Raw genomic sequence first — 24,828 nt, 5'->3', positions numbered from 1 at the left:
CCACCCATCCGGACACCCAGCATGAGTAGCTGACATGGGCGCCGGCCGGGACGGAAGGCATGCTCTTCAAACAGCTGGACACCCATGACAAGCCGTCCACGCACGGATCGCGGAAATACAAGGTGCGCGAGACGACCGAGGCCAGCGTCGGCGCGATCACCGGCCCCCTGGCCGCTCCCAGCAGTCTGCTGCTCGGCAGGTACGACGACGGCGGCCGCCTGCAGTACACCGCCCGCACCACCACCCTCGCCCGGACGGCCAGCCCATCGGTCGCCGGGCTACTCGCCCCGGCGCGGCGCGGTCATCCGTGGACGGGCCGGTCGTTGGCCGCCGGGTGGGGCAGCCGGGAAACGCTGAACGTCACGCTGGTGGAACCTGAGCTGGTGGAAGTCGGCGTCGACGTCGCACTCGATGTCTCCGGCCGGCGGCGCTGGCCCGCACGCCTGCACCGTGCCCCCACCCCGACCTCCCCCACCTCACGTCACCGCCGCACTCACGCCTCTCGGCTACACCCGAGTGACGGCAGGGTCGCGGCGTCGTTGTGAGAACGGCGACAGATCGGGATCTGCGCCATCCAAACGCACCACTGTCCAGACATCCCGCCGTCCCGGCGGGGGATGGCCCTGGCCGCGCCCCGCTACCCCGTCGAACTGCGCTGGGAGGGTCCCCGCTGGAACCAGAAGGTGGCCGAACACCTCCGGCGGCCGTGCGCTGCCTGCATCACCGCAGGGTTCGCCGAGCAGAGGACGCCCCGTAGGCGCGGACGCTGTCCAACTCGGCGTGCTCTAGGCGAGGACGATCGCAAGTCCGAAGAGGAACACGGCTGCCGCGAGTTGGTAGTTCAGTGCGGCCCTGCCGTTCATCAGCGCAACCCACTTTGGCATCAATTCTCGGTCCGAATCCCACAGTTCCCGGCGGGACCAGGTGTTGAGAGCCAAAACCAGGTTGCACACCCCGACGAGAACAAGGCCGACGACCGCGTTACCGCTGGACAAAGTCGCTTTCCCCTCGTCGGCGAACAGCACGTCGAGCAAGTATGCCCCGCTCAGGACGTAAGCCGCAGCGGCCGTCCACTCTCCGCGTCTGCTCCAGCGCGCGTCCATCAGAGCCCTGAAACGACGCGGTCCGGCGCCGGGGCAGGCAGGAGACCAGTGATATGACACGACGACGGACCGGCCCCACCGACTTGGCGAAGGCCCTCATCCACGACCGGGACGACGACGCCTGCGTGCGCTGCAGGACATGGCAGGACCTGACCGTCCACCACCGGGTGAACAAGGGCATGGGAAGGGCGCGTGAGCCGTGGATCAACCAGGCTCACAACCTGCTGACTGCCTGCCCGACGGAAGTTGCCGTGTGCGGCGTGTCGGTCGGCGAAGGCGATGTCGTCGGGGTCGACGTCGGCCCAGACGGGCTGGGACAGGGGGATGGCCTCGAGCCCCTCGCTGGTGGTGAGGCGAGGGAAGTGCTGCCAGACAAAGATGCGCGAGGACGGCATCGGCTCGCGGCGCAGCACGGTGGTGCAGCCCTCCCCGCAGACGAAAATGACCCCGAGCTGGGCGGCTGGTTCGCCCACAGGTAGCGGAAGTATCCAAACGCCTCCCCGCTGAGCCACTGAGCCTCGCCGATGAGGAAGGTGCGGGGGCGTATGGCCAGGGCGGTCTTCAGCAGGCGGTCGAACTCGCTGGGGTGGCGCGGTGGTTCACCGGCCAGGTCGAGGGCGGTGAACAGCTCGCAGCGCACCGCGCGGGCGGTGGGCCGGGCCCGGAAGGTGATCTTGCGGACGTCCTCGCCGGGTTCGAGTGCCGCGCAGGCAGATGTGGACAGCGAGCGTCTTGCCGAAGCCGGCGCCGCCGTGGATGCACATCATGGCCCGCGCGGCGACCGTGTCGGAGATGTTCTCCCGGGCGGTGAGCAGGGCACGAGTGGTGACCACGGACGCATCGGGCCGGTCGACGTACTGGTAGGTGGCCGCGATCACGAGGCATCTCCGTCTTCAGCGGGGTCGGGGGCGGTGATGCGGGCGGTGCTTGAAGGGCCGGATGGCGGTGGGGAGCCGGCAGTGAAGGGGCGTTGCTCAAACTCGCAGACGTCGCGCTGCAAGTCGCCGAGCACACGTCGTTCTTCTCGACCTTGATCGGCCTACCAGGTGACCGGAAGTTCACGCACGCCGTAGACCGTCATGGCCGACCGCAGTGGCACTTCCTCGGGCGCGACAGTGAGACGAAGTGCCGGGAAGCGGCGAAGCAGTGCGGGGAGGGCGATGCGCATTTCGGCGCGGGCCAGTCGCTGCCCGAGGCACCGGTGGAGGCCGTGACCGAACGCGAGGTGTCCGGCCGTGGAGCGGGTGAGGTCAAGCGCGTCCGGGTCGGCGAAATGGTCAGCATCCCGGTTCGCCGCGGAAAGTGCGACAGTGACGGAATCGCCAGCCCTGATCAGGCAGCCGTGGAGCTCGCTGTCCTCGAGCGCGACGCGGACCACGTGAGGGATGATCGTGAGGTAACGCAGCAGCTCCTCGACCACTGCAGGGGCGTCTTCCTCCTTGCCGCGGACCTCAGCCAACTGTGCGGGGTTGGCCAGCAGAGCGAAGGTGCCCAGCGCAAGCATGTTCGCCGTCGTCTCATGCCCCGCGATCAGGAGCAGGAGCGCCAGTCCGGCCCTCTCGTCCGCAGCAAGTCCCTCGTGCGCAGCGAGCCCGCTGAGCACATCTTCCTCTGGCCAGGAACGCTTGTGGCGCAGCAGGTCCCGTAGATATGCCATGAGCTCCCTGACCGCCTCTTGCCGGCGTTCCGGTGTGAGGTCGACGTTCAAGAGCGTGGCGGCGTTCCGCTGGAACCCCTGCCTGTCGGAGTAGGGCACCCCGAGCAGTTCGCCGATCACTTGTGACGGGATCGGCAGCGCGAATGCCTTGAACAAGTCGGCCGGGCCCCCGGCGAGCTCCATCGCGTTCAACTGGTCATTGACGATCGCTTCGATCTCCGGTTCGAGGAGCTTTATCCGGCGCACCGTGAAGTCACCGGTGAGTAACCGCCGATAGTGGTCGTGCTCGGGCGGGTCCATGCGGAGGAAGAATCCCGGCGGCACGGGCGCCGTTGCCGGCTGGGCAATCGGTGAGCTCATGTGGTCCGGGCGGACGCTGAATCGAGGATCCGCCAGGATCGCCTGCGCCGCGGCCAAGCTGGTCACCAACCACCCCTGACCACCGTCGGCGTAGGTCATCCGATGGATCGGGCCGAGCCCCTGCCGGCGGCGCAGTTCCTCGGGCGGATCGAACGGGTTCTGGCGGGCCGTGGGCATGACTACTGCCGGGGACGTGCTCTCCATCAGCCGCTCCTCGGTCGGTCTACGGACCTCCCGATAAAACAGCACTCAATGCAAAACGTCAATGAATGCAAAATTACATCGCATGCGGTAAGCGGTAAGGTGCTGTCGTGACCAGCGAACCAGGGCTGCGCCAGCGGAAGAAGATGCGCACGAGGCAAGCGCTCATCGAAGGCGCCCTGCGATTGTTCGCCGAGAAGGGTTACGACCAGACAACCGTGGCGGAGATCGCGGCCACCGCAGACATCGCGACACGGACCTTCTTCAGCTACTTCGACAGCAAGGACGACATCGTCTTCTTCGACGACAGGTCGCGGCTGGAGCGCGCGGTCGAGATCATCGGAGAACGGCAGCCCGGCGAACCGGTGGCCGACCTGCTGCGGCGCGTCATCGACCAGAGTGTTTTCGCGGACACGGACTCGGAGCTGGCGCGGAAGGTCGGCCCGGCTCGGAGACGGCTGATCGCGTCGGTCCCGGCACTTCAGGCGCGCGAACTGCACCTGCTGTTCGACATCCAGCTACAGCTGACCGAAGCGCTCCACCTCGCTTGCCCCGAGCTGGACCTCGTCGAGGCCGCCGCGGCGGTGGGCTCGCTGGTCGGGGCGATCAAGGTCGTCGTCGCCGCATGCCAAAAGCGGGGAGACCGGCCGGAGCAGACCTACAAAGCCGTTCAAAGGGCCACCGACATCGCGATCGACGGCCTCAACTCGCTCCCCCGCCCGGCTTAGCGTGTTCAGCGCACGCGCACTCGGTCGTGGCACGGATAGCGGTGAACGCAGTCGCTGGCCGGTTTTTGAGGCTCGGACGGGTCAGCCTGAGGCTGCGCTCTGCGCCCGGGCGGCCCTGGCGCTGGCGAGCCGGTAGGGGTCAGTGCCGGTTTCGATGATGTTCCCGCCGAAGGTGAGGCGGTCGACGATGGCCGCGCAAAGCCGTGGATCGGTGAATGTTTTTGTCCACCCCCCTTCGTTGGAGGCGATGGCGACGCTGTTCTTCTCCTCACGCTCCGTCAGCACCTGGAACAGCAGCTCAGCGCCGCGACGGTCCAGCTCCATGTAGCCAAGTTCGTCTATGCAAAGGAGATCGACGCGTCCGTAGCGGGCGATGGTCTTGGTCAGGACCTTCTCGTCCGCCGCCTCGACCAGCTCGTTGACCAGCTTGGTGGCGAGTGTGTAGCGGACCCGGAAGCCGGCCATGGCGGCCTCGGTGCCGAGCGCGATCAACAGGTGGGACTTGCCAGTGCCGGAGTCGCCGATCAAGCAGAGCGGCAAGCCCTTCTTGACCCACTCGCAGGTCGCCAGGGTGTGAATGACGGCTGCGTCGACGTTCCCGTTGGCCTCGAAATCGAAGGCCCGCAGGGACTTCTCCCGCGGGAACTGTGCCGCCTTGATGCGCCGTTCGGAGCGGCGGCGGGCCCGGTCGTCGCACTCGGCCATCAGCAGTTCGGCGAGGAACCCCCGATACGACATCTGGTCCCGGGCGGCGGCTTCGGCCAGTTCGGGGAACTGGGCCCGGATAGTGGGCAGCCGGAGCATGCGGCATGCCTGGTCGACGGCGGCGGTCGCGGCCTGTTCGGTCAGCCCGCGATGGCGTTTGAGTGTCACGGCATCTCTTTCTGGATGGCGGGGCGGTCGGCCGACTGCCGTGCTCGCAGCAGCTGGTCGTAGGCCGCGAGCGAGGGCAGCGGCCGGGTGTCGGGGGGCAGCTGGGCCAGCCGCCGTTCGGCCAGCGAGGTCACGTTCGTCCGGCCTGGCTCCGTGCTCCGAAACACCGACCGTTTCAGCGACCGCACGCACATGCCGCGTCGACAGCTCCCCGTCTGCTGCCGCTCCAGCAGACGACGCACCACCAACACCCTCGGCAGCATCCCCCCGGCCGGCTCCTACACCTCATGACCATGCCGGTCCCGCCCCAACACCCCACTGACCAGCATCGCCACAGCGCAGCACCAGACCAGCACCACCGACCCTCACCACCACCAACACCAAACCGACAGCCCACACCCCCTTGCATGTTCTATGCCATACCCCATAAGTTACCGGCAGGTAGCCTGCTCGGCGGGCCACATCGTCGTCGGAAGGGTGTGGGCAGGTGAGTCCGCGCAAGAGTGACAGCCGCGACCGAATGATCCTCAGTGCCGCTGCTCTGCTGCGTGAGTACGGGGCGAGCGCGACCAGCGTGGATCGGGTGCTCGCGCACAGCGGAGCCCCTCGGGGCTCGGTGTATCACCACTTCCCCGGCGGGCGGACGCAGCTCATCGACGAGGCGGTGGCACTGGCGGGGGACTTCATCGCGGGGCTGATCGACGCCGCCATGCAGGTGGATGATCCGGTGGAGGCCGTCGACGCGTTCTTCGCGCTGTGGCGTGACCGGCTCGTGGAGAGCGGCTTCAGGGCCGGGTGCCCGATCGTGGCGGTGGCCGTCGAGACCAACGACGACGCTCCCCAGCTCGCCCGCTCGGCCGCCGCCGTCTTCGCCCGCTGGCAGGAGGCCCTCGCGGGCCTGTTCGTCCGGCACGGCCTGGCCGAGGAACGCAGCCGCAGGCTGGGCGCCTTCATCATCGCCGCGGTCGAAGGCGCGGTGATCATGTGCCGGGCCGAGCAGAGCACCGCCCCGATCGAGGCCGCCGCCACCGAGATCCACGACCTGCTCCGTTACGCCCTGCGCGACAGCCCCGGTGGCGGATCCGGGCCCCGGTCGTAGTCCACAGCCACTTCACCCAGTCAGCTCAGCCCGAAGGAGTCGCCATGCCCACGCTCGACCGTCAGGACAACGTCTTCGTCCTCGACCTCGGGGACGGAGAGAACCGTTTCCACCCCGACTGGCTCACCGCCGTCAGTGCCGCACTCGACGAAGTGGAGAAGGCGGAAGGCCCCCGCGCCCTGGTCACCGCCGCCACCGGCAAGTTCTACTCCAACGGCCTCGACCTGGACTGGCTGTTTGCCCACACCGACCAGCACCAGGACTACGTCGTCTCCGTCCATGAGCTGTTCGCGCGGATGCTGTCCCTGCCGGTCATCACGGTGGCCGCGCTCCAGGGGCACACCTTCGCCGCCGGCGCGATGTTCTCCCTCGCCCACGACTTCCGCGTGATGCGCGCCGACCGTGGCTACTGGTGCCTGCCCGAAGCGGACATCAACATCCCCTTCGCCCCCGGCATGGCCGCCCTCATCCAGTCCCGGCTGGCCCCGCGGACCGCGCACGAGGCCATGCTCACCGCCCGCCGCTACGGCGGTTCCGACGCCCAGGGCGCCGGCATCGTCGACCATGCGGTCACCGAGGACGCCGTGCGCTCCACCGCCGTCGAGATCGCCCAGGCACAGGTGAACAAGGCCGGCGACACCCTCGGCACCATCAAGGCCCGCATGTACGCACCGGCCCTGGCCACCCTGCGCGACACCGCCAACCCGCTCGGCTGACCAGCACCTCACCCACCGCACCAAACCGTGCCCCGGGCGCTTTCCCCAAGGAGCATGTCGCCACCGCCGGCTACACCTGCAACAAGGCCCTGCGGCTGGACCACTACCAAAACGGCGGAGTCCGGCTGACGACACCGCTGCGCCGGGAGGCGGACGGCACCTTGACCCCGATCGACTGGGGCACCGCCACCCGCGAGATCACCGCCCGGCTGAAGACAGTGCGCGACACCCACGGCGGCGAATCGATCTTCTTCTACGGGGGCGGTGGACAGGGCAACCACCTCGGCGGCGCCTACAGCGGCGCCTTGCTGCGCGCCCTCGGTGCCCGCTACCGCTCCAACCCGCTCGCCCAGGAGAAGACCGGCGAGGGCTTCGTCGACGCCCACCTCACCGGCGGACATACCACCGGAGACTTCCAGAACGCCGAAGTCTCCCTCTTCCTCGGCAAGAACCCCTGGCAGTCCCACGGCGTCCCGCGCGCCCGCACCGTGCTCAAGGACATCGCCAAAGACCCCACCCGCACCATGATCGTCATCGACCCGGTGCGCACCGAGACCGCCGACCTCGCCGACATCCACCTCCAGGTCAAACCCGGCACCGACGCCTGGTGCCTGGCCGGCCTCCTCGGCATCCTGGTCCAGGAAGACCTCCTCGACCACGCCTTCCTCACCGCCCGCACCACCGGCGCCGGCACGGTGATCAAGCAGCTCAGAGAGGTGGACATCGCCCGCTGCGCGCAGACCTGCGGCGTGGACGAGGACCTGCTGCGCCAGACGGCACGCAGGATCGGCACCGCCTCCAGCGTCGCGACGTACGAAGACCTGGGCGTGCAGCAGGGCCCCAACAGCACGCTGGTGTCCTACCTCAACAAGCTGACCTGGTTGCTGACCGGGAACTTCGCCAAGCCCGGCGCCATGCAGCCGCACTCGTGGATCGCCCCGCTGGCCCGCTACACCACCCGCCCGCACCGCACCCCCGTCACCGGCGCGCGGATGCCCGGCGGCCTGGTGCCCTGCAACATCATCGCCGAAGAGATCCTCACCGACCAACCCGACCGCTTCCGGGCGATGATCATCGAGTCCTCGAACCCGGCGCACTCCCTGGCCGACTCCGCCGCCTTCGCCAAAGCGCTCGCCGCGCTCGACCTGGTCGTCGTCATCGACATCGCCATGACCGAGACCGGCCGCCAAGCCGACTACGTACTGCCGGCCGCCTCACAGTTCGAGAAGTGGGAAGCGACCTTCTTCACCTTCGAGTTCCCGCACAACACCTTCCACCTGCGCGCCCCGGTCCTCGACCCGCTGCCCGGCACCCTGCCCGAACCCGAGATCTACGCCCGCCTCATCCGCGAACTGGGCGCCGTCCCCCGCAGCAGGCTGACCCTGCTGCGCGCCGCCGCCCGCCTGGGCCGCACCCCGTACAAGCTCGCCTTCGCCGCCCTGGCCGCTCTCGACAAGTCCACCTTCGCCATGGCCCCGTACCTGCTGTACGAGACCCTCGGCCTCAGCCTTCCCGGCGGCGCCCGCGCCGGCGCCGTACTGTGGGCGCTCGCCCAGCGCATCGCCAAGGAGTACCCAGCCGCCATGCGCCGCGCCGGACACCCTGACGCCGACGCCCTGTTCGACGCCATGCTGGGCGGCCGCTCCGGCATCACCTTCACCCAGGACGAGTACGACGACGCCTGGAACTACGTGCCCCACCCCGGCCACCGCATCCCGCTGCCCATCCCCGAACTCCTCGGCCTCCTCGCCGACCTGGACACCACCCCCGCCGTCCACACCAGCGACGACTTCCCCATCGTCCTGGCCGCCGGTCAGCGCCGGGCCTTCACCGCGAACACCATCTTCCGCGACAACACCTGGCGCAAACGCGACCAACAAGGCGCCCTGCGCATCAGCCCCCACGACGCCGAACAACTCGGCCTGTCCGACGGCGCCCTCGCCCAGATCACCACGACCCGCGGCACCGCCCAGGCGATCGTCGAGATCGACGACCGCCTGCAACCCGGGCACGCGGCCCTGCCCAACGGCTTCGGCCTCGACCTGCCCACCCAGGACGGCGACACCGAACGCACCGGCGTGGCCCTGAACACCCTCACCGACCTGTCCTGGCGCGACCCCATCGCCGGCACGCCCTGGCACAAACACGTCCCGGCCCGCATCCAGCCCCTTCCCGCCTGACAACACCCCACCGCGTGCGGCAGCGACACCACCGCATCAGGCGCGAAGACCCATCCTCGGCTGACCTGGTCCATGCCCGAGCCGGGGCTGACTATGGCCATGGACAACTCCGCGCAGCCCCCTGAGCGGGCAGCGGAGCCTTAAGGTGCACGACGACGCCTCGCCCACCCGGAGACCGCCGCGGCGATCACCGGGAACACGTCCCCGGCAGCTCGGCGGGAGCCATCGCCGACCGGTCTCAGCGACTCTCGTGTCGGTTGGGCTCTGTGGCTGACGGCTGTGTCGCTGCCCAACTGGCGAGGAGCTTGAGCCGTTCTTCGGAAGAGCTGCCCGGCTCGGCGCTGTAGATGGTCAGGTCGTACACCGCATGGTCGGACAGAGGCAGGTCCATGGATTGGTACACCAGTTCCAGGCGGCCGACGTCGGGGTGCTGCAGTCGCTTGCTGCCGTAGTGGTGGATGCGGACGTGGTGTGCGGCCCACTGGGTGCGGAACTGGGTGCTGAGCGTGGACAGTTCACCGATGAGCTCGCGCAGGGCCCGGTCGCGAGGTTCGCGACCGGCTTCGGCGCGCATCAGCGCGACGGTGGTCACGGCGGCGGCCTGCCAGTCAACGAACAAATCGGCTGAGCTCGGATCGCGGAAGAGGTAGCGGGCGATGTTCGGACGGCCGCGCCGGTCGACGGTGTCGCTGTCGAACATCGGTGCGTGCAGAGCACGGAACAGCGCGTTGTGGGCGATGACCTCCATACGGCCGTTGCGTACGAAGGCCGACGACTGCGTCATGGAGTCGAGCATCCACTGGACTGGGGGCGGCACGTCGACATCCCTGCGGCGGCGAGGTGCACGCCGGGCGGGACCGGCTGCTCGGGCCAGGTCGAACAGGTATCTGCGCTCGTCCTCGTCCAGTTGCAGGGCCCGGGCGACCGCTTCCAGGACGGGGACGGACGCCTGCATGCGCCCCTGCTCGACCCGGGTGTAGTAGTCGGTGCTGATGGAAGCCAGCAGCGCGACCTCCTCGCGCCGCAGCCCGGGCACTCGGCGTGGTCCGCTGGTGGGCAGTCCGACCTGCTCCGGGGTGATCCTGGCTCGTCGGCTTGTGAGGAAGTCCCGGATGTCGGCGCGGTGGGCGGGGTGGTCGGGGCCGGGGTCCCGGCGACCTGCGCCAATGGCGGCACGCCGCCCGGAAGAGCTCGGCGATGCAGCAGGAGGGCGGCCCGGGATGTCGGTCGGCCCGGGGCCGGCTTCACCAGGCATACGCCTGCGGGGCTTCCCCCGGCCCCGGCCAGATGCGGTCGAGGCGTTCCATGACCTGGTCGTCGAGTTGCACGGACAGTGCGCCGAGGTTGGACAGCAGTTGCTCGCTCGTCGTCGCTCCGGTGACCGTGGTGGAGACGGCAGGGTTGTGCAGCACCCAGGCCAGCGCCACGTGCGCCGGCTTGGCGCCCAGCTCCCGGCACAGCTCTTCGTATGCTTCGAGTTGGCCGCGGTGCGCGTCGATGCGCTCCAGCATCGACTCATCCCGGATGTCTCCCTCGGCGGCGGACTCGAGTGCGCCGGTGAGCAGGCCGGCGTGTAGCGGGCTGTAGGGGATCAGCCCGATCCCGAGGTGGCGCAGTGCGGGGATGAGTTCGAGTTCCGCGGCTCGTACGGCGAGGTTGTACAGGCTCTGTTCGGAGGTCAGGCCGAGGAAGTGCCGTGCGGTGGCGGCTGACTGGGCGAGGGCCACGTCCCAGCTGGCGAAGTTGCTGCTGCCGACGTAGCTGATCTTGCCTTCGCGTACGAGCTGTTCCATCGCCTGCCAGACTTCCTCCCAGGGTGTGTCCCGGTCGATGTGGTGCATCTGGTAGAGGTCGATGTGGTCCGTCTGGAGCCGCCGCAGGCTCGCCTCGCACGCGCGCCGGACATGGTAAGCGGACAGCCGGCGGTCGTTCGGGCCCAGGCTCATCGGCTGGTAGACCTTCGTGGCCAGGACGATGTCGTCGCGGCGCCCGCCGCGCCTCAGCCACCTGCCGATGGTCTCCTCCGAGACGCCGTAGCCCTTGGTCATGTCCGCCGACTGCGGGCCGCCGTAGACGTCGGCGGTGTCGAAGAGGTTGATACCCGCCTCGATCGCGGTGTCCATGACCGCGAAACTGGTCGATTCGTCCACCGTGTAGCCGAAGTCCATCGTGCCGAGGCCGATCCGGCTGACCAGCAGCCCGGAGCGGCCCAAGTGCGCGTACCTCATCTCGTCACTCATGCACCTACCGTCCTTTCGCCAGGGATGCGCCCGGTCCGCGGTTCGGACGAGCAAGGGATGCGCACCAGGACGGCTCGGGGCGTCGCAGGTCGTTACCGTGGCTGCGGATGCTCTGGGGTGTGGTGGCTGGTCAGGGGTTGAGCAGGACCTTGATGGCGCGGCGTTCGTCCATCGCCCGGTAGGCGTCGGCGGCCTGGTCGAGGGGGAGGGTGAGGTCGAAGACCTTGCCCGGGTCGATCTGCCTCGTCCAGATGAGGTCGATCAGCTGCGGCAGGTACTGGCGGACCGGGGCCGGGCCGCCGTGCAGGTGCGCGTGGGAGAAGAACAGCTCCTGGCCGTCGAGCGTGACGTCGTGGGAGACGCCGACGTAGCCGACATGGCCGCCGGGGCGGGTGGCGCGGATCGCCTGGAGCACGGACTCCTGGGTGCCGACCGCTTCGATCACCGAGTGTGCGCCGAAGCCGCCGGTCAGTTCCTTGATCTTCTCGACGCCCTCGTCGCCGCGCTCGGTGACGATGTCGGTGGCGCCGAACTCCAGGGCCAGCTTCTGCCGGGAGGTGTGCCGGCTCATGGCGATGACGCGCTCCGCGCCGAGTTGCCGGGCGGCCAGCACGCCGAGCAGGCCGACCGCGCCATCGCCGACCACGGCGACGCTTTTGCCGGGTCCGGCCTGGGCGGCGACGGCGGCGAACCAGCCGGTTCCGAGCACGTCGGAGGCGGTCAGCAGGCTCGGGATCAGGTCCTCGTCCGGGGTGCTCGGGGTGGCCACCAGAGTGCCGTCGGCGAGCGGGACGCGCAGCCGCTCCGCCTGGGCGCCCATCTCGTTCATCCACTCGCGCCGCACGCAGGAGGTCTGGTACCCGGCGCGGCAGTTCTCGCAGGTGTTGTCCGAGGTGGAGAAGCCGCCGACGACGAACTGGCCGGGCTTGACCGTGGTGACGGCGCTGCCGACCTCCTCCACCACGCCCACGTACTCGTGACCGATCGGGGAGCGTGCCTCGAAGGGCTCGGCCCCACGATAGGGCCACAAGTCCGAGCCACACACACAGGCCGCCGCGACGCGGATGATCGCGTCCGTGGGCTTCAGGATCGTCGGGTCTTCGCGCTCCTCCACCCGGAAGTCACCGGGGGCGTGCATCACGACACCGCGCATGGGGGTTGCTCCTTGCGTACGGGGGGGGGACGGGCCGCGTCGGACGGCCGGACGGGCTGAGTGCCACGTCATCCAGGGAACGCTCGTTTCGCGCGGGCAACCAGTGGCTGTTGAACCATGCACTGGCAGTACATCCCTACGGCCGAGCGGTCGGCGTACGGTCGGAGGCGTGGACAACCGTGACGAAGTCCGTGAGTTCCTCACCTCGCGGAGAGCCAAGATCACCCCGGAGCAGGCCGGGCTGCCGTCCGGCAGCCGACGCCGAGTCCCGGGACTGCGCAGGAGCGAGGTCGCCACGCTGGCCGACGTCAGCGTCGACTACTACGGCAAGCTGGAACGCGGCAACCTGGCCGGCGTCTCCCCCGCGGTGCTCGAATCGGTGGCCCGCGCACTCCAGTTGGACGAGGTCGAACGAGCGCACCTGCTCCACCTGGCCCAGGCTCAAGAAGGCTCCGACACACTCGCCCGCCCCCGGTCACGTTCCAGCCGGCAGCGGGCCCTGCCCATGAACCTGCAGTGGACCCTGGACGCCGTCACCGCCGGGCCCGCGTTCGTGACGAACGGCCGTCTGGACCTGCTCGCCGCCAACCCGCTCGCCCGCGCCTTCTTCGCCGACCTCTACGACAGCGGCACGACACCGCCGAACATGGCCCGCTTCCAGTTCCTGGACCCGGCGGCCCGCCGCTTCTACCCGGACTGGGACCTCATCGCCGACATGACCGTGGACGTGCTGCGCACCGAGGCCGGCCGCAACCCGCACGACAAGGACCTCCACGATCTGGTGGGCGAGCTGTCCACGCGCAGCGACGCCTTCCGCACTCGATGGGGATCCCACAACGTGCGCCGTCACGGCACCGGTGTCAAACGCTTCCACCACGCGGTCGTCGGCGAGCTCACGCTGGCCTGGCACGGCTCGGCCGTGGACGACGAACCCGGTCTCACCCTCCTCATCTACACCGCCGAACCCGGCTCGCCCTCCGAAGAAGCCCTGCGCCTGCTGGCCTCGTGGACGGGTTCCCGGGACGGTGCCGCCCCTACCGATCCTCTGGCGCGGTAGCCGGCCTCACTGGAGGCGCTGCCAGAGCGTTCCCCGATCATCGCGAGGGCCTGGTCGCGGGCAGCGTCCACGGCCTGGTGCTCGGTGTGGTGCCGCCGGCATGCCTTTCCCAGACTGGCCCCTGGAACGAGTGCGCCGCGGCGAGGCGGCGGTCGCCGATCAGGTCTCAGGGGCAGGCGTGGTCCGAGAAGATCTCGATCTTCAGGCCGGCTGCGCGCCGGTGCTGATCTGTTGGGTGAGCTTGAGCAGTTCTTCGACGTGGTAGATCTCGGTGATCTTGCCTTCAACAACGCGGACGATGTCGGTGCCGGTGATGTCGACCGGGTTGATGAAGGCATCGGCGGCGGGGCGGTCGGCGGTTCCTGTCCGCTGTGGCGCCCGGCTGATCTTCCCCGACCAGACGCTCCTGGTCGCCTTCGCCCTGTTCACCACCGGGCTCCTCGCCCGCCACCTCGCCGCCGGCAGGAAGCACCGCCATGCCTGACGCCCGCTACGCCATCGTCGCGGTCCTCGTCGCCGCCACCGTCACCTGGGCCCTGCGAGCCCTGCCCTTCGCCGCCCTCGCCCCCCTGCGCGAAAGCGCACCGTCCAGTACCTCAGCACCCGCATGCCCGCCGGCGTCATGGTGATCCTGGTCGTCTACTGCCTGCACGACCTGCCCGTCACCGAAGCCCGCGCCGCGGCCACGCTCGCCGCACTCGCCGTCACCGTCGCCCTGCACCTGTGGCGGCGCAACGCCCTGCTGAGCATCCTGGGCGGCACCGCCGTCCACGTGACGCTGGCCAGCGCCGCCTTCACTCGCTGAGAAGGACAACCTATTGAGCACTGGCAGCTACTCGAGCCCATCGACGAACGCCGCTACAAGCCCACCGCACACGCGAGCGGGGCATGAGACCCGACGACCAGCACTTCCGCCCGCTGGGCGGCCTGATCGTCCACGCCATCGACCGGTACCTGGCCGGGCGAGCGGACAACGAGCTGGTCGTGTCCCGGATCAGCTTCGACATCCTCGGCCGCCTCGCCCTCGATGAGTGTGAGATCCAGGTCGCAGCCCTTGAAGCGTGTGGGGAATGTGGGGAGTGAAGAGCGCGTGTGAGGGCCCAGCGACCGAAGGTCGCCGGGCCTGGTGATCTCGCGAACTCTGCCGGCGATGGTGGGACGGGCCGCTTCCGGGGTGGCCAGCAGGGCGACGATGGTGACGGGCTGATCGCAGTGCGGGCAGTTCCGGCCAGCTCCGCGCCTGCCGGCGCCGGCCTTGCGGCCGTCCGGACCGGCGGACGGGGCGGCGTCACGCAGGGACGCCGAGCGGCGGGTGCTCGAGCACGCGGGGCTTGTACTCGACCAGTTGGATGCGGCCGTCGAAGGTGCGGTGCTCGATCATCTCGAGGGCAACGTCCGGATAGCCGTCGTAGATGCGTTCCTCGCCCGTGGCCCCGGTGATCACCGGGAACATCACGACCCGGAAGCGGTCGACGAGTCCGGCTCTCAGCAGGGACCGGCACAGGCTGAGGCTGCCGATCGTGCTGAGGAGCCCCGAGCCACTCGACTTCATGGCGCGGACCGCCTCGACGGCGTCGTCGCGGACGAGCGTGGAGTTGGCCCACGTCAGTGGCTCCTCGAGTGAGGAGGAGAACACCACCTTGGACGCTTGCGTGAGCTCGTCGACGGACGCCTCTTCTTCAGGCCTGAACTCGTCTTGGCCATTCGGGACCTCGCCTGCGGCGAAGCCCGACATCAAGCGGTAGGTGTTCGCTCCCATCAGGTAGGTGGCCTCGGGCTGCTCACCGAGCCATGCGAGGTACTCCGGGCCCTCGAGGCCCCAGAACCCGGGCCATCCCTCTCCCGATGCGTGGCCGTCGAGGGAAGTGATGAAGTCGACGAGAAGCTCCGACATGGCGGTGTCCTTTCCTGGGGTGTCACGAGCTTGGACCGGCCGGGAGCCACAAACTCATCGGCCGCGCCGTGGAGTAGCGAGAAAACCCATGACTGCAGCCGATCAGGTCGGTGGAGCGGCACTGATTCGGAAGGCCGGAGACCCACGTGATTGCACTATGCACGCAGTCGGGTAATGATCTCCACGCGATTGAGAACGGCGGTTTGCGTTCTGTCAAAACCCCAACTCAGCCCCACCCGCGAACGGCCCACCACGCTCTACTGGGTGATCGGTGCGGCTTCGCTGCCCGACGTCGACAGCGGGTACTTCATCCACTCACCTGCGACGGCGGCGGAGCACTTCCGGGAGTACGGCCCCGCTCCGATCGACGGCGAACCGATCGCGCTGGTCTTCGCCGGCGACGGCGGGGGTCATCTGTTCGCGCTCGGAGCCAGCGGACGAGTCCGGAAGTCCACCACGGCCTCCTGGTTCGACGACTTCGAGGTCACCGCCTCCAGCTTGCAGGAGTTCGTCGAACAGCTCGGCCGCCGGATCGCAAACCAGACCTGATCATCGGCAGAGGACAAACGGGCCCTGCCCGAGGAGGTCATTCCACAGCTGGGGAATCGCGAGCAGGTGTGGGGACACCCCTGAGCAGGGGGCGGCCAATAGCAAAGAGCGCCATCAGCGTGCCCAGTCCAGCCGCTGGTTCTGACCGGTGTCCGGTTGAGGTCGGTCGCCCGAGCTGGCCAGTGTCTGCCTGGGCATGGCCGGGCGGGTCGTCGCCGGCGGCCTCCGCGGTCGCGATACGGCGGGCACGCTTCGGGCGGTGGTGGGATATGGGCGTCTTTGCATAAGGCCCGTTCACCGGCCCGTTGGAGTTGCCGGCTGCGTCGGCTCATCGACCGGATCACCCTGCCGCGGGCCGGACGGACCCGGGTGTTCCCCACCCAGTACGGGGTGCAGGTCGCCTGCGAGTGGCTGGAGCTGCGGGAGCGGCGGCCGCCGACGGTCGTCGTGGGGTGGGAGGACGGATCGACCGGCCGGCCGTTGCCCGCCCCCCAGGGGAATCCGTTCGCGCAGCCGTTGTGGGAGCAGGGTCACCAGCGCCTCGGACGCGTTCGGCTCTCGGCCGGATGTATTAAGGCAACCCGGCGGACAGGCGCCGCAGCAGCGCGTCTGAGCTGCGGCTGGCACTACTACTCGGCGAGGCCGCCGCTGGAGGGCTGTCAGGGGTGTCCGCCGCAGCCGCAGCCCGTCATGGTTGCCCCCTCACGGGGCGGCGGGGTCTGTGCGGCGGCCTCTTCCACCGCCGCGAGCAGCCGCCGGCGTTCCTCCGGCGGGATCCACCTGCCGTCGACGACCACGCCGTGGATGCGGCGGGTGTTGCGGATGTCACGCAGCGGGTCGGCGTCGAGGACGAGCAGATCGGCAGCCTGTCCGCGGGCCACGGTGCCCACGGCGGGCAGGCCGAGGGTGCGGGCCGCGTCCCGCGTGGCCGCGCGCAGGGCCTCAGCCGGAGTGAGGCCGGCCGCTACGAGCAGCGCCAGCTCGTCGTGGAGGGCGAAGCCCGGGACGAGGTATCCCGTACCGGTGTCGGTGCCCGCCGCCAGCCGCACCCGCGCGCCGTGCAGCTCGCTCACCAGTTGGAGCCGGTGCGCGAAGATCCGGCGGATCTGCCGGTCCTGCTCGGGGGTGCGCCCACCGGTCAGGGCCGCCAGCTGGTCCGGCCAGCTCTCCACCTGCCAGGCGGGCAGGTACTTCCACTCCTCGACCCGGGACGGAACGTCGTCGGGCAGCTCCAGCGTGCGGTGCACGCTGAGCGTGGGGACGATGGCGGTCCCGTCAGCCGCCAGACTCCGGAAGAGGGCGTCCGCCCGGTCCCGGTCGTAGCCCTGCACCGCCCGCCATTCGAGGGGATGCACCTGTTGGAACCAGCTGTGGTAGCGGGACAAACTGCTGGGGTCGCGCGGGTCGATCCGTACGGCGGCCAGGCGGCGCCGTATCTCTTTCTCGTGCCGTGAGGTGGCCAGGAGCAGCGCGTGCAGGTGTTCGATGGTGCGGTGGCCGGTTGCGCTCGCCTCCGCGATCCGTACGGTGTCGGGGCAGTGCCCGAGGTGAGGGATGCCCTGGCGCCGGGCCTCGTCCGCGATAGCGAAGTAGGCCTCGCGGGACAGGCGGGAGTACACCTTGACGAAGTCCGCGCCCTCGCGCTTGACCCGCCGTACGGCGCGCCGGGCCTCGGCCGCGTCGCGCACCTCGATGGTTGGGCCCACGTCGGCCGCCCACAGTGAGGGCGCACCGTCGACGATGGGGCTGCCGACCACCCAGCGGGGGCCGAGCAGTGCACCGCTGCGGATCTTCTCGCGCCACTCGTGGTGGACCGGCTGGCCCCGCATCTCCCGGACCGTGGTGACGCCGGCGAGGGCGTACAGCGCCGGGATCACTGTCTCCGGGCCGTCGCTGTGGGTGTGCGCCTCGATCAGTCCCGGGATCAGGTACTTGCCGGTCAGGTCGACCGTGCGGGTGTCCGGGTGAAGCCGGGTGCGCGCGCTCGGGGCGAGGCCGGTGATGCGGCCGCCCTCGACGACGACCGTCATGCCGGGGGCCGGCGGTGCTCCCGATCCGTCGATCACGGTGACGTGGGTGAGCGCTAACGGGCCGCTGTCGGCGCCGATTCCGGCCCTCGTCCCGGCCGCGCGTGCCGTGTCGGCGGGCGCCGTGCTTGTCAGTGCCGCACCCGTCACGACGGCGGCCCCGGCCAGGAACCCTCGTCGGTCCAGGCCGCGATGTGCCCCAACTGTTGCTTCGGACATGCTGTTTCCCCTCCTGCTTGTGACCCCGTCGGCCGTGTCCGCCGACCCCCACGACTCTGGCGGACACAGGGCGATAGGACAGTGCGGCCAGACGGTGTGTATGAGGGTGTTGCTGGGACCACCGGGGGCCTCCCCGGCGGGGGCCGACGAGCCCGGCGTGGTGCGGACGCGATACAGAAGCTGCCGCCGTGGCCGTCCTCCTCGGCAGGGGCTCGTGCGGCGCCTCGAGCAGACACTTTGGATCCCCAACGAGGGCGTCTGGCAGCGGATCCTCTTTGCGCGTGAACTGCAGCCGCCGTCGGGTCAGTTGATGTTCAGCGAGAGTGGGGAGCTTGCCCCACGGGATGGGGGCCGTGACAGCAGGCCAGTGGTTGCGACCGTGCCTACTTGCGCACGTGGAAGCGCAGCATGGTGACCCCGCCCGACTGGACGTTGCTGAACGGTTCCAGGTCGATCCGGTCGAGGCCCGGCGGCGCGAAGCGGACGCCGTCGCCGAGCAGCACCGGCAGCACGTACACCAGGATCTCGTCGACGAGGCCGTGCTGCAGGCACTGGGCGGCCACGTCGGCGCCGAGGATCTCCAGGTTCTTGTCGCCGGCGGCGCGGCGTGCCGTGGCCACGGCTTCCTGAATGTCGCAGGTGAGGAAGGTGACGTTGGGGTCCGGCTCGTCGGGCGGGCGGTGGGTGAGGACGAACTGCGCCCCGCCGTCGTAGTCGGTGTTCTCGTCGGACATGTGCTTGCCGACCTCGTACGTGCCCCGGCCGATGAGCATGGCACCCGTGGCCGCCATGACCTCCGGGAACGTCGCCGACGTCATGTGCTCGAAGATCCAGTCCATGGTGTGGCCGGGACCGGCGATGAACCCATCGAGGGACATCACCCTGTTCACGACCACTTTGCCGGTGCTCGCATCCGTCATGCGTCTTCTCCAAGCAGGTGGAGGGCCGGGATCGCATCATAGGTCGGTGAGCAACATCTTCTCCGGCGGTAGCCACGACCTGGACCTGTCCAATGGCGCCACCGCGGTGTTCATCGACGTGCTGATGCTGGCCGTGTCCGATCTCGCCACCGAGGACTGGGACTTCCGCTTCGCGGCGCTGCTGACGCTGCAGGACCAGAACGTCATGGGGCGCGGTGCCGTCGGGTTCGACCTGGCGGAGTTCGACTGGGGTGCGACGGAGCGGGAACGCGCCCGCGCGAAGGACTTCGTGCTGCGTGCCACGGCACTCGCGGCGAGCGGACATCGCTGGAGCGAGCTGGGCTACCACCCGCCCCGCGTGCATGACTACCTGCACCGCTTCACGACCATGGTGGAGTCCTGCACCCCGCCCGCCGGCAGCAGCGCCGCACGCGGCTTCCCCGGCCCGGACGAGGCCGCGATGGCCTCGTGCGTGCGCCACCGCGTCCTCAGCGCGCTCCCGCTCTGGGAGGGCTGCTTCCTCTGCAATCGGCCGCACTACTAGCCCGGCTCGATTCCACATAAGGCGAGCCCTGCCTGCGGACTTCCCGCCCTGGCGCACGGTCTGGGGATTCATGACCCGCTGGGCAGCCGCCGGCATCATCGGCCAGATCCGGGATTAGCTGGCGGGGCGGATCCGCCGAAACATGGGCAGAGGCCCCGACCGGTGGCCACCGTGATCGACTCCCAGAGCGTGAAGGCCGCAGAGACCGTCTCCAAGGCCACCCGCGGCTACGACGCGGGCAAAAAGATCAATGGCCGCAAGCGCCACCTGGTCGTCGACACCCGCGGCTTGCCCCTCATGGTCATCCTCACCCCGGCCGACCTGTACGACGCCGCAGCCGCAAGGGAAGTCCTCTTCCGCCTGCGCCTGGCGCCGTAGGCGCAGCACAGGGCGAGGAAGCGGCGGTTGCGCAGCAGCATGCGTGTGCCGCTCCACTGCCGGGTGCGCACTCGGCCGGGGATGTGCTGCGGCATCAGCCATACGTGTCCGGCCAGGACGAGGACGAAAGCGGCGGCTCCGGCGAGGCAGGCGGCGCGGAAGTCCACGGCGAGCAGCAGGACGCCGAGCAGCGGGCCGACGAAGGCCCCGGCCTGTCCGGCCGCGCTCAGCAGAGCCAGCACCCGAGTGCGTGAACCGTGGCCCTCCTCCTCCCAGATCACTGCCTGCCGGGCCACTTCGGACTCTGCCGGGGCGAACAGCGCGGTGGCGAAGCCGATGAGGAGCACCGCGCCGATCACCGTCCAGGTGGGTGGTGGTTACCTGGTCTTGAACCGGTCCGGACGCACGAAGTCCAGGCCTTCGATGGTCTGCTTGCCGAGCGCCTCGTGTGCGGCGATGTGGCCATAGCCGGTGGCCATTTTGAAGCCTTTTCCGGAGAATCCGGTGGCGCAGTAGATCCTGCTGTTCTCGTCCAGCCAGCCGAGGAGAGGGTGCCTGTCGTCGGTGAAGAGGTCGGGGAAGGCGTCGGAGCGCACGATGGTGGGGGTGAGGCCGGGGAAGAATTCGGTGACGATATCGGTGACCCTTGCGATTTCTTCCCGGGTGAGTTCCCTGGGCACGGAGTCCGGGTCGGGGGTCGCCCTTGCACGCCCGGACAGCGGTCCGTCCACCGATGCCTTGACCGTCACGCCGTCGACGGCGGGTGCGCCGTACATGGAGCGATCCTCGTACCACCGGCTGAAGATGGGGAAGTTCTCCGGCGAGAACTGCGTGCCGTCCTGGGCGATGAACCAGGTCAGGACGATCCGATGGGTTTCCGTGACGGCCTTGAGGTGGTCGGGCATGAGCCTTCGGGACCAGCCGCCGGAGGCGACGATGACCTTCTCGAACGTCCAGGTTCTGTCGCCCGAGGTGACGACCACGCCGTGGTCGGTTCCGGTGATGCTGTCCACGGGTGTGTTCTGAAGGACGGTGGCGCCGCCTGCCTGGGCCGCCGCGACAGCGGCGCTGACGGCGCGGTCGGTGCGCAGAACGCCGGCGTGGGGGTCGAAGATGGCACAGTCGTCGGGGCGGAGGTTGTGCTGGGGGTAGCGTTCCGCCAACTCCTCCCGGCTGAGGACGCAGTGCTCGGCTCCGGTGACGCGTGTGGCCTCGAGGAGGCTGTTGATGTAGCTGCCGTTCGCGGTCCCGATGGACAGGCCCCCGGTAGTGGTGAGGATGTCCTGCCCGGTTTCCGCTTCGAGCTCGGCCCACAGGTCGCGGGAGCGTTCGATGATGGGATAGTAATCGGGTCTGCCGAGGTAGATCATGCGGAACAGGCGGGTGTCTCCGCCCACGGCACTGCGGCCGTGGGCGGGGGTGGCGGCCTCGAAGCCCACTACCGAGTCGGACAGCCGGGAGGCCTGCCACAGGGCCATGCTTCCGATGCTGCCCAGGCCGATGACTGCGAGTTTGGCGTCCATGAGAGCAGTTTCCTTTTCGCTACTCGTGAAGTCCGGCGAGCCTGCTGCCGAATCTGGCCAGGAGTGAGGTCTTGCTGGAGCCCCTGCGCTCTTCCCACTGGTCGGCGATACCGAAGAGCCGGTACATGGCGTGAACGCCCAGCCAGCGTATGGGTTCCGGTTCCCACTTCCGTGCCTGGTAGCCGACCCAGGGAAGGGTGGTCCGTTCGGTTTCCTTCTCGAAGGCGAGCTCCACGAGAGTCCTGCCGCCGACGTAGGCCGAGGTGACACCGTGTCCGGCGTAGCCGGTGGACGACCCGATCCCGGACGCCGGGTCCCAGTGCACGCCGCCGTTCCAGTCCCGCGTGACGCCCAGGACTCCCGACCAGGCGTGTTCCACCTCGAAGGGGATTCCCGGGAAGAAGGAACTGAGCTTCTGCGAGATCAGGTCGACGGTGGATCGGGCGGTCGCACCGTCTCCCCCTGTGCCGGACCCGAAGCGGTAGGGGACACCGCGGCCCCCCATGGCGATACGGCCGTCCGACGTCCGTTGGGCGTAGATGAACGTGTGCGCGGAGTCGTTGAGGCACTGGGGCCCGTCCCAGCCGATCTGTTGCCATGCCTCCTCCGGCAGAGGCTTGGTCACGATCATCGAGGAATTGACCGGGATCAGGCTCCGGCTGCCCAGCAACCGTCCCGAATAGCCTTCGGTGCAGATGAACGTCCTGGCCGCGGTGACACGGCCGTTGGCCAGGGTGAGGGTCTTGTCCGCGACGCTGTCCACGCGGCTGCCCTCGTAGATCCTGACCCCCATGGAGGTCAGGGTCTCGGCGAGGCCGTAGACGAGCTTCGCGGGATGGAACCGCGCGCAGTGCTTGTAGAAGAGCCCGCCGTGGACGGTGGAGATGTTGATCCGGGACCGGAACTCGTCCCGGTCGAGCATATGGACTTCGTCGTCGGTCAGCCCGTACTTCAGGTCGGCATCACGCCTGGTGACCAGCCGGCCCAGCCCCGCCTGAGTGTGGGCGGCGACGAGCGCGCCGCCCTTGTGCTGATCGGCGTCGATACCTTCGGCCTGGAGGATGTCCAGGACCGCGTCGACGCCGGCGACGAACTCCTGCTGCAGGGCCCGGCTCGCCTCCAGCCCTCCCCCGGCGCGGGCGAAGGTGGCACGGTTTCCCGGAGGCATTGCCGAGAGCCAGCCGCCGTTGCGTCCTGATGCGCCGTAGCCCAACTGTTCGGCCTCGAAGACGGCGACCGAGAGCGACGGTTCGAGCTTCTTGGCGAAGTACGCCGCCCAGAGGCCGGTGTAGCCGCCGCCGACAATGGCCACGTCGACGGAGTCCTGGCCAGTGAAGCGGGGGAACGAGGGCCTCTTGTCGGCCAGTTGGGCCACCCAGAAGCCGAGCTCTCCGTTTCGGGGTGGTGCCGCAAGGGCGTTCATGGTGTGTCCTTCATCTGTCTCTGGAAATCGCGTGGGCCGCTGCTGGAAGGCGGTGTGGCCGCCGTCGACGGGGTGCGTTGCCCCGGTGTGATGTACGAGGACTCCGACGACGCGAGGAACAGGACGGCGTCGGCGATCTCCTCGGGAGTGGCGAGGCGCTGGAGCGGGATCTGCCCCTCACGCTCACGGCGGGTGGCCTCTGGGTCGTACCTGCGCCGGAAGGACGCCTCGATGACTCGGCCGACGCTGTCTTGCATCGCGTCGGCCAGCAGGATCTGCACCGGGGTGTCGATCGTGCTGGCCGAGGGCGTCGCGTGCGTCTTGAAGCCGGGCCACCGCCGCACTGCTCATGATTGGCCCGCCGCTACACAGCGGTGCAGATGACCTGGATCTCGACAGGGGTGTTGAGAGGCAGCCCGGCGACACCGATCGCGGTGCGGGCGTGGCGTCCGTTCTCACCCAGTACCTCGATGAGCAGTTCACTGGCCGCGTTGGCGACCTGCGACTGCTCACCGAAGTCCGGCGTGCTGGCCACGAAGACCAGCATCTGCACGATCCGGACCCGGTCAAGGTCGCCCACCGCCTGCACGGCGGCGGCGAGCGCGTTGAGCGCGGCATGGCGTGCGAGCTCCTGCGCGGTCTCCAGCTCCACGTCCCGGCCGACAACGCCCTGACTCAGCAGCTCGCCGTCCTTGAACGGGAGTTGGCCGGAGAGGTGGATGGCGGAGCCCACCGCCCGGTGGGGCACGAGGTACATGGTGCCGGCGAGGACGGGTAGCTTCAGCCCCAGGGCCTGGAGCCTTTCTGAAGCCGAGTCACCCTTGACGGTTCGAGGCAGGGGCTGGCTCATGCCGCCACCGCCTTGCTGAGGATCATTTTTCTCGGTTCTCCGCTCGGGCGTCAGGGGCGCGGCAGGCCGAAGAGGACCGGGAGGTCGGCGATGTCGGTGATCCGCTCGTAGCCGAGCCAGTGCTCGTCGTGCTCGAAGCCGCGGTCGACGTACACCTTGTTCTTGATGCCCATGATGGCCGCGGAGCGATGGTCGTACATCGGGCTCGCGGAGACGTGCACGAGCTCGTCGGGTGTCACGCCGAGCTTGTCAAACATGTACTCGAACGCGCGGAGTCGCGGCTTGTAGACGCCCATCTCCTCGGCGCTGATGATGACCTCGAACGGGGCCTTGAGGTTCTCGGCGAGGCGCACGGCATGGGCGGTGTCGCTGTTCGTGATGATGACCAGCGGGACCGCCTCGGCCAGGCGGTTCAGCGCCTCGGTGACACCGGGGTACGGGCCCCAGGTGGGGATGCGCTCGTACACCGCCCGCGCCTCGTCCTCGCGGTACTCGAGACCGACGCTGCGCGAGGCGCGTTCCATGGAACGAGCGACGACCTGGTGGAACGGCTGGTACGCGCCCGTGCACTCGTCGATCCGGTACGCCTTGCAGATCCGCAGGTACTCATCGGCGAGCTCGGCCGGCAGTCGGTCGCCCAGGACCTCACGCATCGTGTCGTTGATGCTGAACTTGATCAGCGTTCCGTTCATGTCGAACGTCACGAACTTGGGCTTGACGTCGAATACCACTGGTCCTCCTAGTGCTTCAGTGGAGCAGCCTGGCGCTCTGGTCGAATGTCGACCGGGTTGGTCGATTGTCGACTAAATCAGGCTCGAGTGTCAACAGCGTCAGAGGAGTGCATCGGACAGAGCCGGCGCTGATCCACTTCCGCGTGAACGAGGTGATCCGCCGGGTCGGGCGCAATCGGCTCTCGGCCGAGGTCGCCTCCGAGTTCATGCGGACCGGCAACCAGTACCGGATCGACGAGCGCCTCGGCGAGTGCAAGCCGTGCCACCAGGTCGTGGTCCACTCGCTGGAACGGACCATGCGCAGGTTCGGCGTGGAGTACCCGGAGAGCGAGGGTCCGGCGGTGTACGAGGGGATTCCCATGTGAGGGGGCGTACCCCGGTGTCAGCGTAGGTGCGTAGGTAC

General features: G+C 69.0%; 27 protein-coding genes and 4 pseudogenes. 13 read left to right on the top strand and 18 right to left on the bottom strand.

Annotated elements, in window-relative coordinates; translation table 11 throughout:
- Positions 1–59 precede the first annotated feature (59 nt).
- The gene (locus ABFX81_RS41735) at positions 60–545 is read left to right on the top strand and encodes a hypothetical protein (protein ID WP_346139681.1); all 486 of its coding nucleotides are present in this window, start codon (positions 60–62) and stop codon (positions 543–545) included.
- A 240-nt stretch (positions 546–785) separates the two neighbouring features.
- Here the strand turns inward: ABFX81_RS41735 and ABFX81_RS41730 are convergent, their stop codons facing one another.
- Positions 786–1,034 carry a hypothetical protein gene (locus ABFX81_RS41730; protein ID WP_346139680.1) on the bottom strand — a complete coding sequence of 83 codons (249 nt, stop codon included), beginning with the start codon at positions 1,032–1,034 and terminating at the stop codon, positions 786–788.
- A gap of 122 nt (positions 1,035–1,156) precedes the next feature.
- Between ABFX81_RS41730 and ABFX81_RS41725 the strand changes: the two genes are divergently transcribed.
- On the top strand, positions 1,157–1,582 hold the full coding sequence (locus ABFX81_RS41725) for a hypothetical protein (RefSeq protein ID WP_346139679.1): 426 nt from the start codon (positions 1,157–1,159) through the stop codon (positions 1,580–1,582).
- A 120-nt stretch (positions 1,583–1,702) separates the two neighbouring features.
- Here the strand turns inward: ABFX81_RS41725 and ABFX81_RS41720 are convergent, their stop codons facing one another.
- Both ABFX81_RS41720 and ABFX81_RS41715 read right to left on the bottom strand, forming a co-directional pair.
- Positions 1,703–1,981: a hypothetical protein gene (locus ABFX81_RS41720; RefSeq protein ID WP_346139678.1), complete on the bottom strand. Its 279-nt coding sequence runs from the start codon at positions 1,979–1,981 to the stop codon at positions 1,703–1,705.
- Positions 1,982–2,142: 161 nt separating this feature from the next.
- Positions 2,143–3,324: a cytochrome P450 gene (locus tag ABFX81_RS41715; RefSeq protein WP_086849790.1), complete on the bottom strand. Its 1,182-nt coding sequence runs from the start codon at positions 3,322–3,324 to the stop codon at positions 2,143–2,145.
- 107 nt (positions 3,325–3,431) lie between these two features.
- On the opposite strand from ABFX81_RS41715, the gene ABFX81_RS41710 reads away from it, so the two are divergent.
- Complete coding sequence (locus ABFX81_RS41710) at positions 3,432–4,049, top strand: TetR/AcrR family transcriptional regulator (protein ID WP_346139677.1); 618 nt, start codon at positions 3,432–3,434, stop codon at positions 4,047–4,049.
- 81 nt (positions 4,050–4,130) lie between these two features.
- On the opposite strand, the gene istB is transcribed toward ABFX81_RS41710, so the two are convergent.
- Entirely contained in the window at positions 4,131–4,922 is a 792-nt protein-coding gene (istB, locus tag ABFX81_RS41705) for an IS21-like element helper ATPase IstB (RefSeq protein WP_086849792.1), read from the bottom strand.
- Positions 4,919–5,164 carry a hypothetical protein gene (locus ABFX81_RS41700; protein WP_346139676.1) on the bottom strand — a complete coding sequence of 82 codons (246 nt, stop codon included), beginning with the start codon at positions 5,162–5,164 and terminating at the stop codon, positions 4,919–4,921. The genes istB and ABFX81_RS41700 overlap by 4 nt, the downstream gene beginning before the upstream one ends.
- Before the next feature lie 245 nt (positions 5,165–5,409).
- Here ABFX81_RS41700 and ABFX81_RS41695 point away from each other — a divergent pair, with 245 nt between their 5' ends.
- The 3 genes from ABFX81_RS41695 to ABFX81_RS41685 are packed head-to-tail and all read left to right on the top strand — an operon-like array spanning position 5,410 to position 8,917.
- Positions 5,410–6,021 (top strand): TetR/AcrR family transcriptional regulator, encoded by a 612-nt coding sequence (locus tag ABFX81_RS41695; RefSeq protein WP_346139675.1) that lies wholly within the window; start codon positions 5,410–5,412, stop codon positions 6,019–6,021.
- Between the two features lie 44 nt (positions 6,022–6,065).
- Positions 6,066–6,737 carry an enoyl-CoA hydratase-related protein gene (locus tag ABFX81_RS41690; RefSeq protein WP_086849796.1) on the top strand — a complete coding sequence of 224 codons (672 nt, stop codon included), beginning with the start codon at positions 6,066–6,068 and terminating at the stop codon, positions 6,735–6,737.
- Positions 6,734–8,917 carry a molybdopterin-dependent oxidoreductase gene (locus ABFX81_RS41685; RefSeq protein WP_346139683.1) on the top strand — a complete coding sequence of 728 codons (2,184 nt, stop codon included), beginning with the start codon at positions 6,734–6,736 and terminating at the stop codon, positions 8,915–8,917. Before ABFX81_RS41690 ends, ABFX81_RS41685 begins: the two co-directional genes overlap by 4 nt.
- Positions 8,918–9,155: 238 nt before the next feature.
- On the opposite strand, the gene ABFX81_RS41680 is transcribed toward ABFX81_RS41685, so the two are convergent.
- The 3 genes from ABFX81_RS41680 to ABFX81_RS41670 all read right to left on the bottom strand — a co-directional run bounded on the left by ABFX81_RS41680 (position 9,156) and on the right by ABFX81_RS41670 (position 12,310).
- Complete coding sequence (locus ABFX81_RS41680) at positions 9,156–10,085, bottom strand: helix-turn-helix domain-containing protein (protein WP_346139682.1); 930 nt, start codon at positions 10,083–10,085, stop codon at positions 9,156–9,158.
- A gap of 76 nt (positions 10,086–10,161) precedes the next feature.
- Entirely contained in the window at positions 10,162–11,157 is a 996-nt protein-coding gene (locus tag ABFX81_RS41675) for an aldo/keto reductase (protein WP_346139674.1), read from the bottom strand.
- Positions 11,158–11,287: 130 nt separating this feature from the next.
- Positions 11,288–12,310, bottom strand: coding sequence for a zinc-dependent alcohol dehydrogenase family protein (locus tag ABFX81_RS41670; RefSeq protein WP_346139673.1), 1,023 nt, complete (start codon positions 12,308–12,310; stop codon positions 11,288–11,290).
- Positions 12,311–12,479: 169 nt separating this feature from the next.
- Between ABFX81_RS41670 and ABFX81_RS41665 the strand changes: the two genes are divergently transcribed.
- Positions 12,480–13,367 carry a helix-turn-helix transcriptional regulator gene (locus tag ABFX81_RS41665; protein ID WP_346139672.1) on the top strand — a complete coding sequence of 296 codons (888 nt, stop codon included), beginning with the start codon at positions 12,480–12,482 and terminating at the stop codon, positions 13,365–13,367.
- Between the two features lie 201 nt (positions 13,368–13,568).
- Here ABFX81_RS41665 and ABFX81_RS41660 read toward each other — a convergent pair whose 3' ends face one another.
- Complete coding sequence (locus ABFX81_RS41660) at positions 13,569–13,796, bottom strand: hypothetical protein (protein WP_346139671.1); 228 nt, start codon at positions 13,794–13,796, stop codon at positions 13,569–13,571.
- 47 nt (positions 13,797–13,843) lie between these two features.
- Here ABFX81_RS41660 and ABFX81_RS41655 point away from each other — a divergent pair.
- Both ABFX81_RS41655 and ABFX81_RS41650 read left to right on the top strand, forming a co-directional pair.
- Positions 13,844–14,172: pseudogene (locus ABFX81_RS41655) on the top strand (branched-chain amino acid transporter permease).
- A gap of 12 nt (positions 14,173–14,184) precedes the next feature.
- Positions 14,185–14,414: pseudogene (locus ABFX81_RS41650) on the top strand (thioesterase family protein); the annotation flags it as partial.
- Between the two features lie 241 nt (positions 14,415–14,655).
- Here the strand turns inward: ABFX81_RS41650 and ABFX81_RS41645 are convergent.
- Positions 14,656–15,261, bottom strand: a complete 606-nt coding sequence (locus ABFX81_RS41645; RefSeq protein WP_044577946.1) for a dihydrofolate reductase family protein — start codon at positions 15,259–15,261, stop codon at positions 14,656–14,658.
- Positions 15,262–15,525: 264 nt separating this feature from the next.
- Between ABFX81_RS41645 and ABFX81_RS41640 the strand changes: the two genes are divergently transcribed.
- Positions 15,526–15,810, top strand: coding sequence for a hypothetical protein (locus tag ABFX81_RS41640; RefSeq protein WP_346139670.1), 285 nt, complete (start codon positions 15,526–15,528; stop codon positions 15,808–15,810).
- Positions 15,811–16,469: 659 nt separating this feature from the next.
- Here the strand turns inward: ABFX81_RS41640 and ABFX81_RS41635 are convergent.
- Both ABFX81_RS41635 and ABFX81_RS41630 read right to left on the bottom strand, forming a co-directional pair.
- Positions 16,470–18,056 carry an amidohydrolase family protein gene (locus ABFX81_RS41635; protein WP_346139669.1) on the bottom strand — a complete coding sequence of 529 codons (1,587 nt, stop codon included), beginning with the start codon at positions 18,054–18,056 and terminating at the stop codon, positions 16,470–16,472.
- Positions 18,057–18,439: 383 nt separating this feature from the next.
- A complete protein-coding gene (locus ABFX81_RS41630; RefSeq protein WP_086851971.1) occupies positions 18,440–18,976 on the bottom strand; it encodes a dihydrofolate reductase family protein in 537 nt (178 codons plus the stop codon).
- A gap of 46 nt (positions 18,977–19,022) precedes the next feature.
- On the opposite strand from ABFX81_RS41630, the gene ABFX81_RS41625 reads away from it, so the two are divergent.
- Both ABFX81_RS41625 and ABFX81_RS42360 read left to right on the top strand, forming a co-directional pair.
- On the top strand, positions 19,023–19,520 hold the full coding sequence (locus ABFX81_RS41625) for a hypothetical protein (RefSeq protein ID WP_086851970.1): 498 nt from the start codon (positions 19,023–19,025) through the stop codon (positions 19,518–19,520).
- Between the two features lie 22 nt (positions 19,521–19,542).
- Positions 19,543–19,889, top strand: a pseudogene (locus tag ABFX81_RS42360) (transposase); the annotation flags it as partial.
- Here the strand turns inward: ABFX81_RS42360 and ABFX81_RS41615 are convergent.
- From ABFX81_RS41615 to ABFX81_RS41590, 6 genes and pseudogenes are all read right to left on the bottom strand, one after another.
- Positions 19,889–20,266: pseudogene (locus ABFX81_RS41615) on the bottom strand (MFS transporter); the annotation flags it as partial. The pseudogenes ABFX81_RS42360 and ABFX81_RS41615 overlap by 1 nt on opposite strands.
- A gap of 9 nt (positions 20,267–20,275) precedes the next feature.
- The gene (gene solA, locus ABFX81_RS41610; RefSeq protein WP_086851967.1) at positions 20,276–21,421 is read right to left on the bottom strand and encodes an N-methyl-L-tryptophan oxidase; all 1,146 of its coding nucleotides are present in this window, start codon (positions 21,419–21,421) and stop codon (positions 20,276–20,278) included.
- A gap of 19 nt (positions 21,422–21,440) precedes the next feature.
- Positions 21,441–22,844 (bottom strand): NAD(P)/FAD-dependent oxidoreductase, encoded by a 1,404-nt coding sequence (locus ABFX81_RS41605; protein ID WP_346139668.1) that lies wholly within the window; start codon positions 22,842–22,844, stop codon positions 21,441–21,443.
- Positions 22,841–23,188 (bottom strand): SDR family oxidoreductase, encoded by a 348-nt coding sequence (locus ABFX81_RS41600; protein WP_346139667.1) that lies wholly within the window; start codon positions 23,186–23,188, stop codon positions 22,841–22,843. The genes ABFX81_RS41605 and ABFX81_RS41600 overlap by 4 nt, the downstream gene beginning before the upstream one ends.
- A 20-nt stretch (positions 23,189–23,208) precedes the next feature.
- Positions 23,209–23,694 (bottom strand): Atu1372/SO_1960 family protein, encoded by a 486-nt coding sequence (locus ABFX81_RS41595; protein ID WP_086851966.1) that lies wholly within the window; start codon positions 23,692–23,694, stop codon positions 23,209–23,211.
- Between the two features lie 50 nt (positions 23,695–23,744).
- Entirely contained in the window at positions 23,745–24,425 is a 681-nt protein-coding gene (locus ABFX81_RS41590; RefSeq protein WP_086851965.1) for a haloacid dehalogenase type II, read from the bottom strand.
- Positions 24,426–24,532: 107 nt separating this feature from the next.
- On the opposite strand from ABFX81_RS41590, the gene ABFX81_RS41585 reads away from it, so the two are divergent.
- Positions 24,533–24,790, top strand: coding sequence for a hypothetical protein (locus ABFX81_RS41585; RefSeq protein ID WP_086851964.1), 258 nt, complete (start codon positions 24,533–24,535; stop codon positions 24,788–24,790).
- Positions 24,791–24,828: the final 38 nt, after the last annotated feature.

Source organism: Streptomyces coeruleofuscus, assembly GCF_039532725.1.
Lineage (GTDB): Bacteria > Actinomycetota > Actinomycetes > Streptomycetales > Streptomycetaceae > Streptomyces > Streptomyces coeruleofuscus.
Note: the sequence above shows the minus strand (reverse complement) of the source record. Positions and strands in the feature narration are given on the sequence as shown.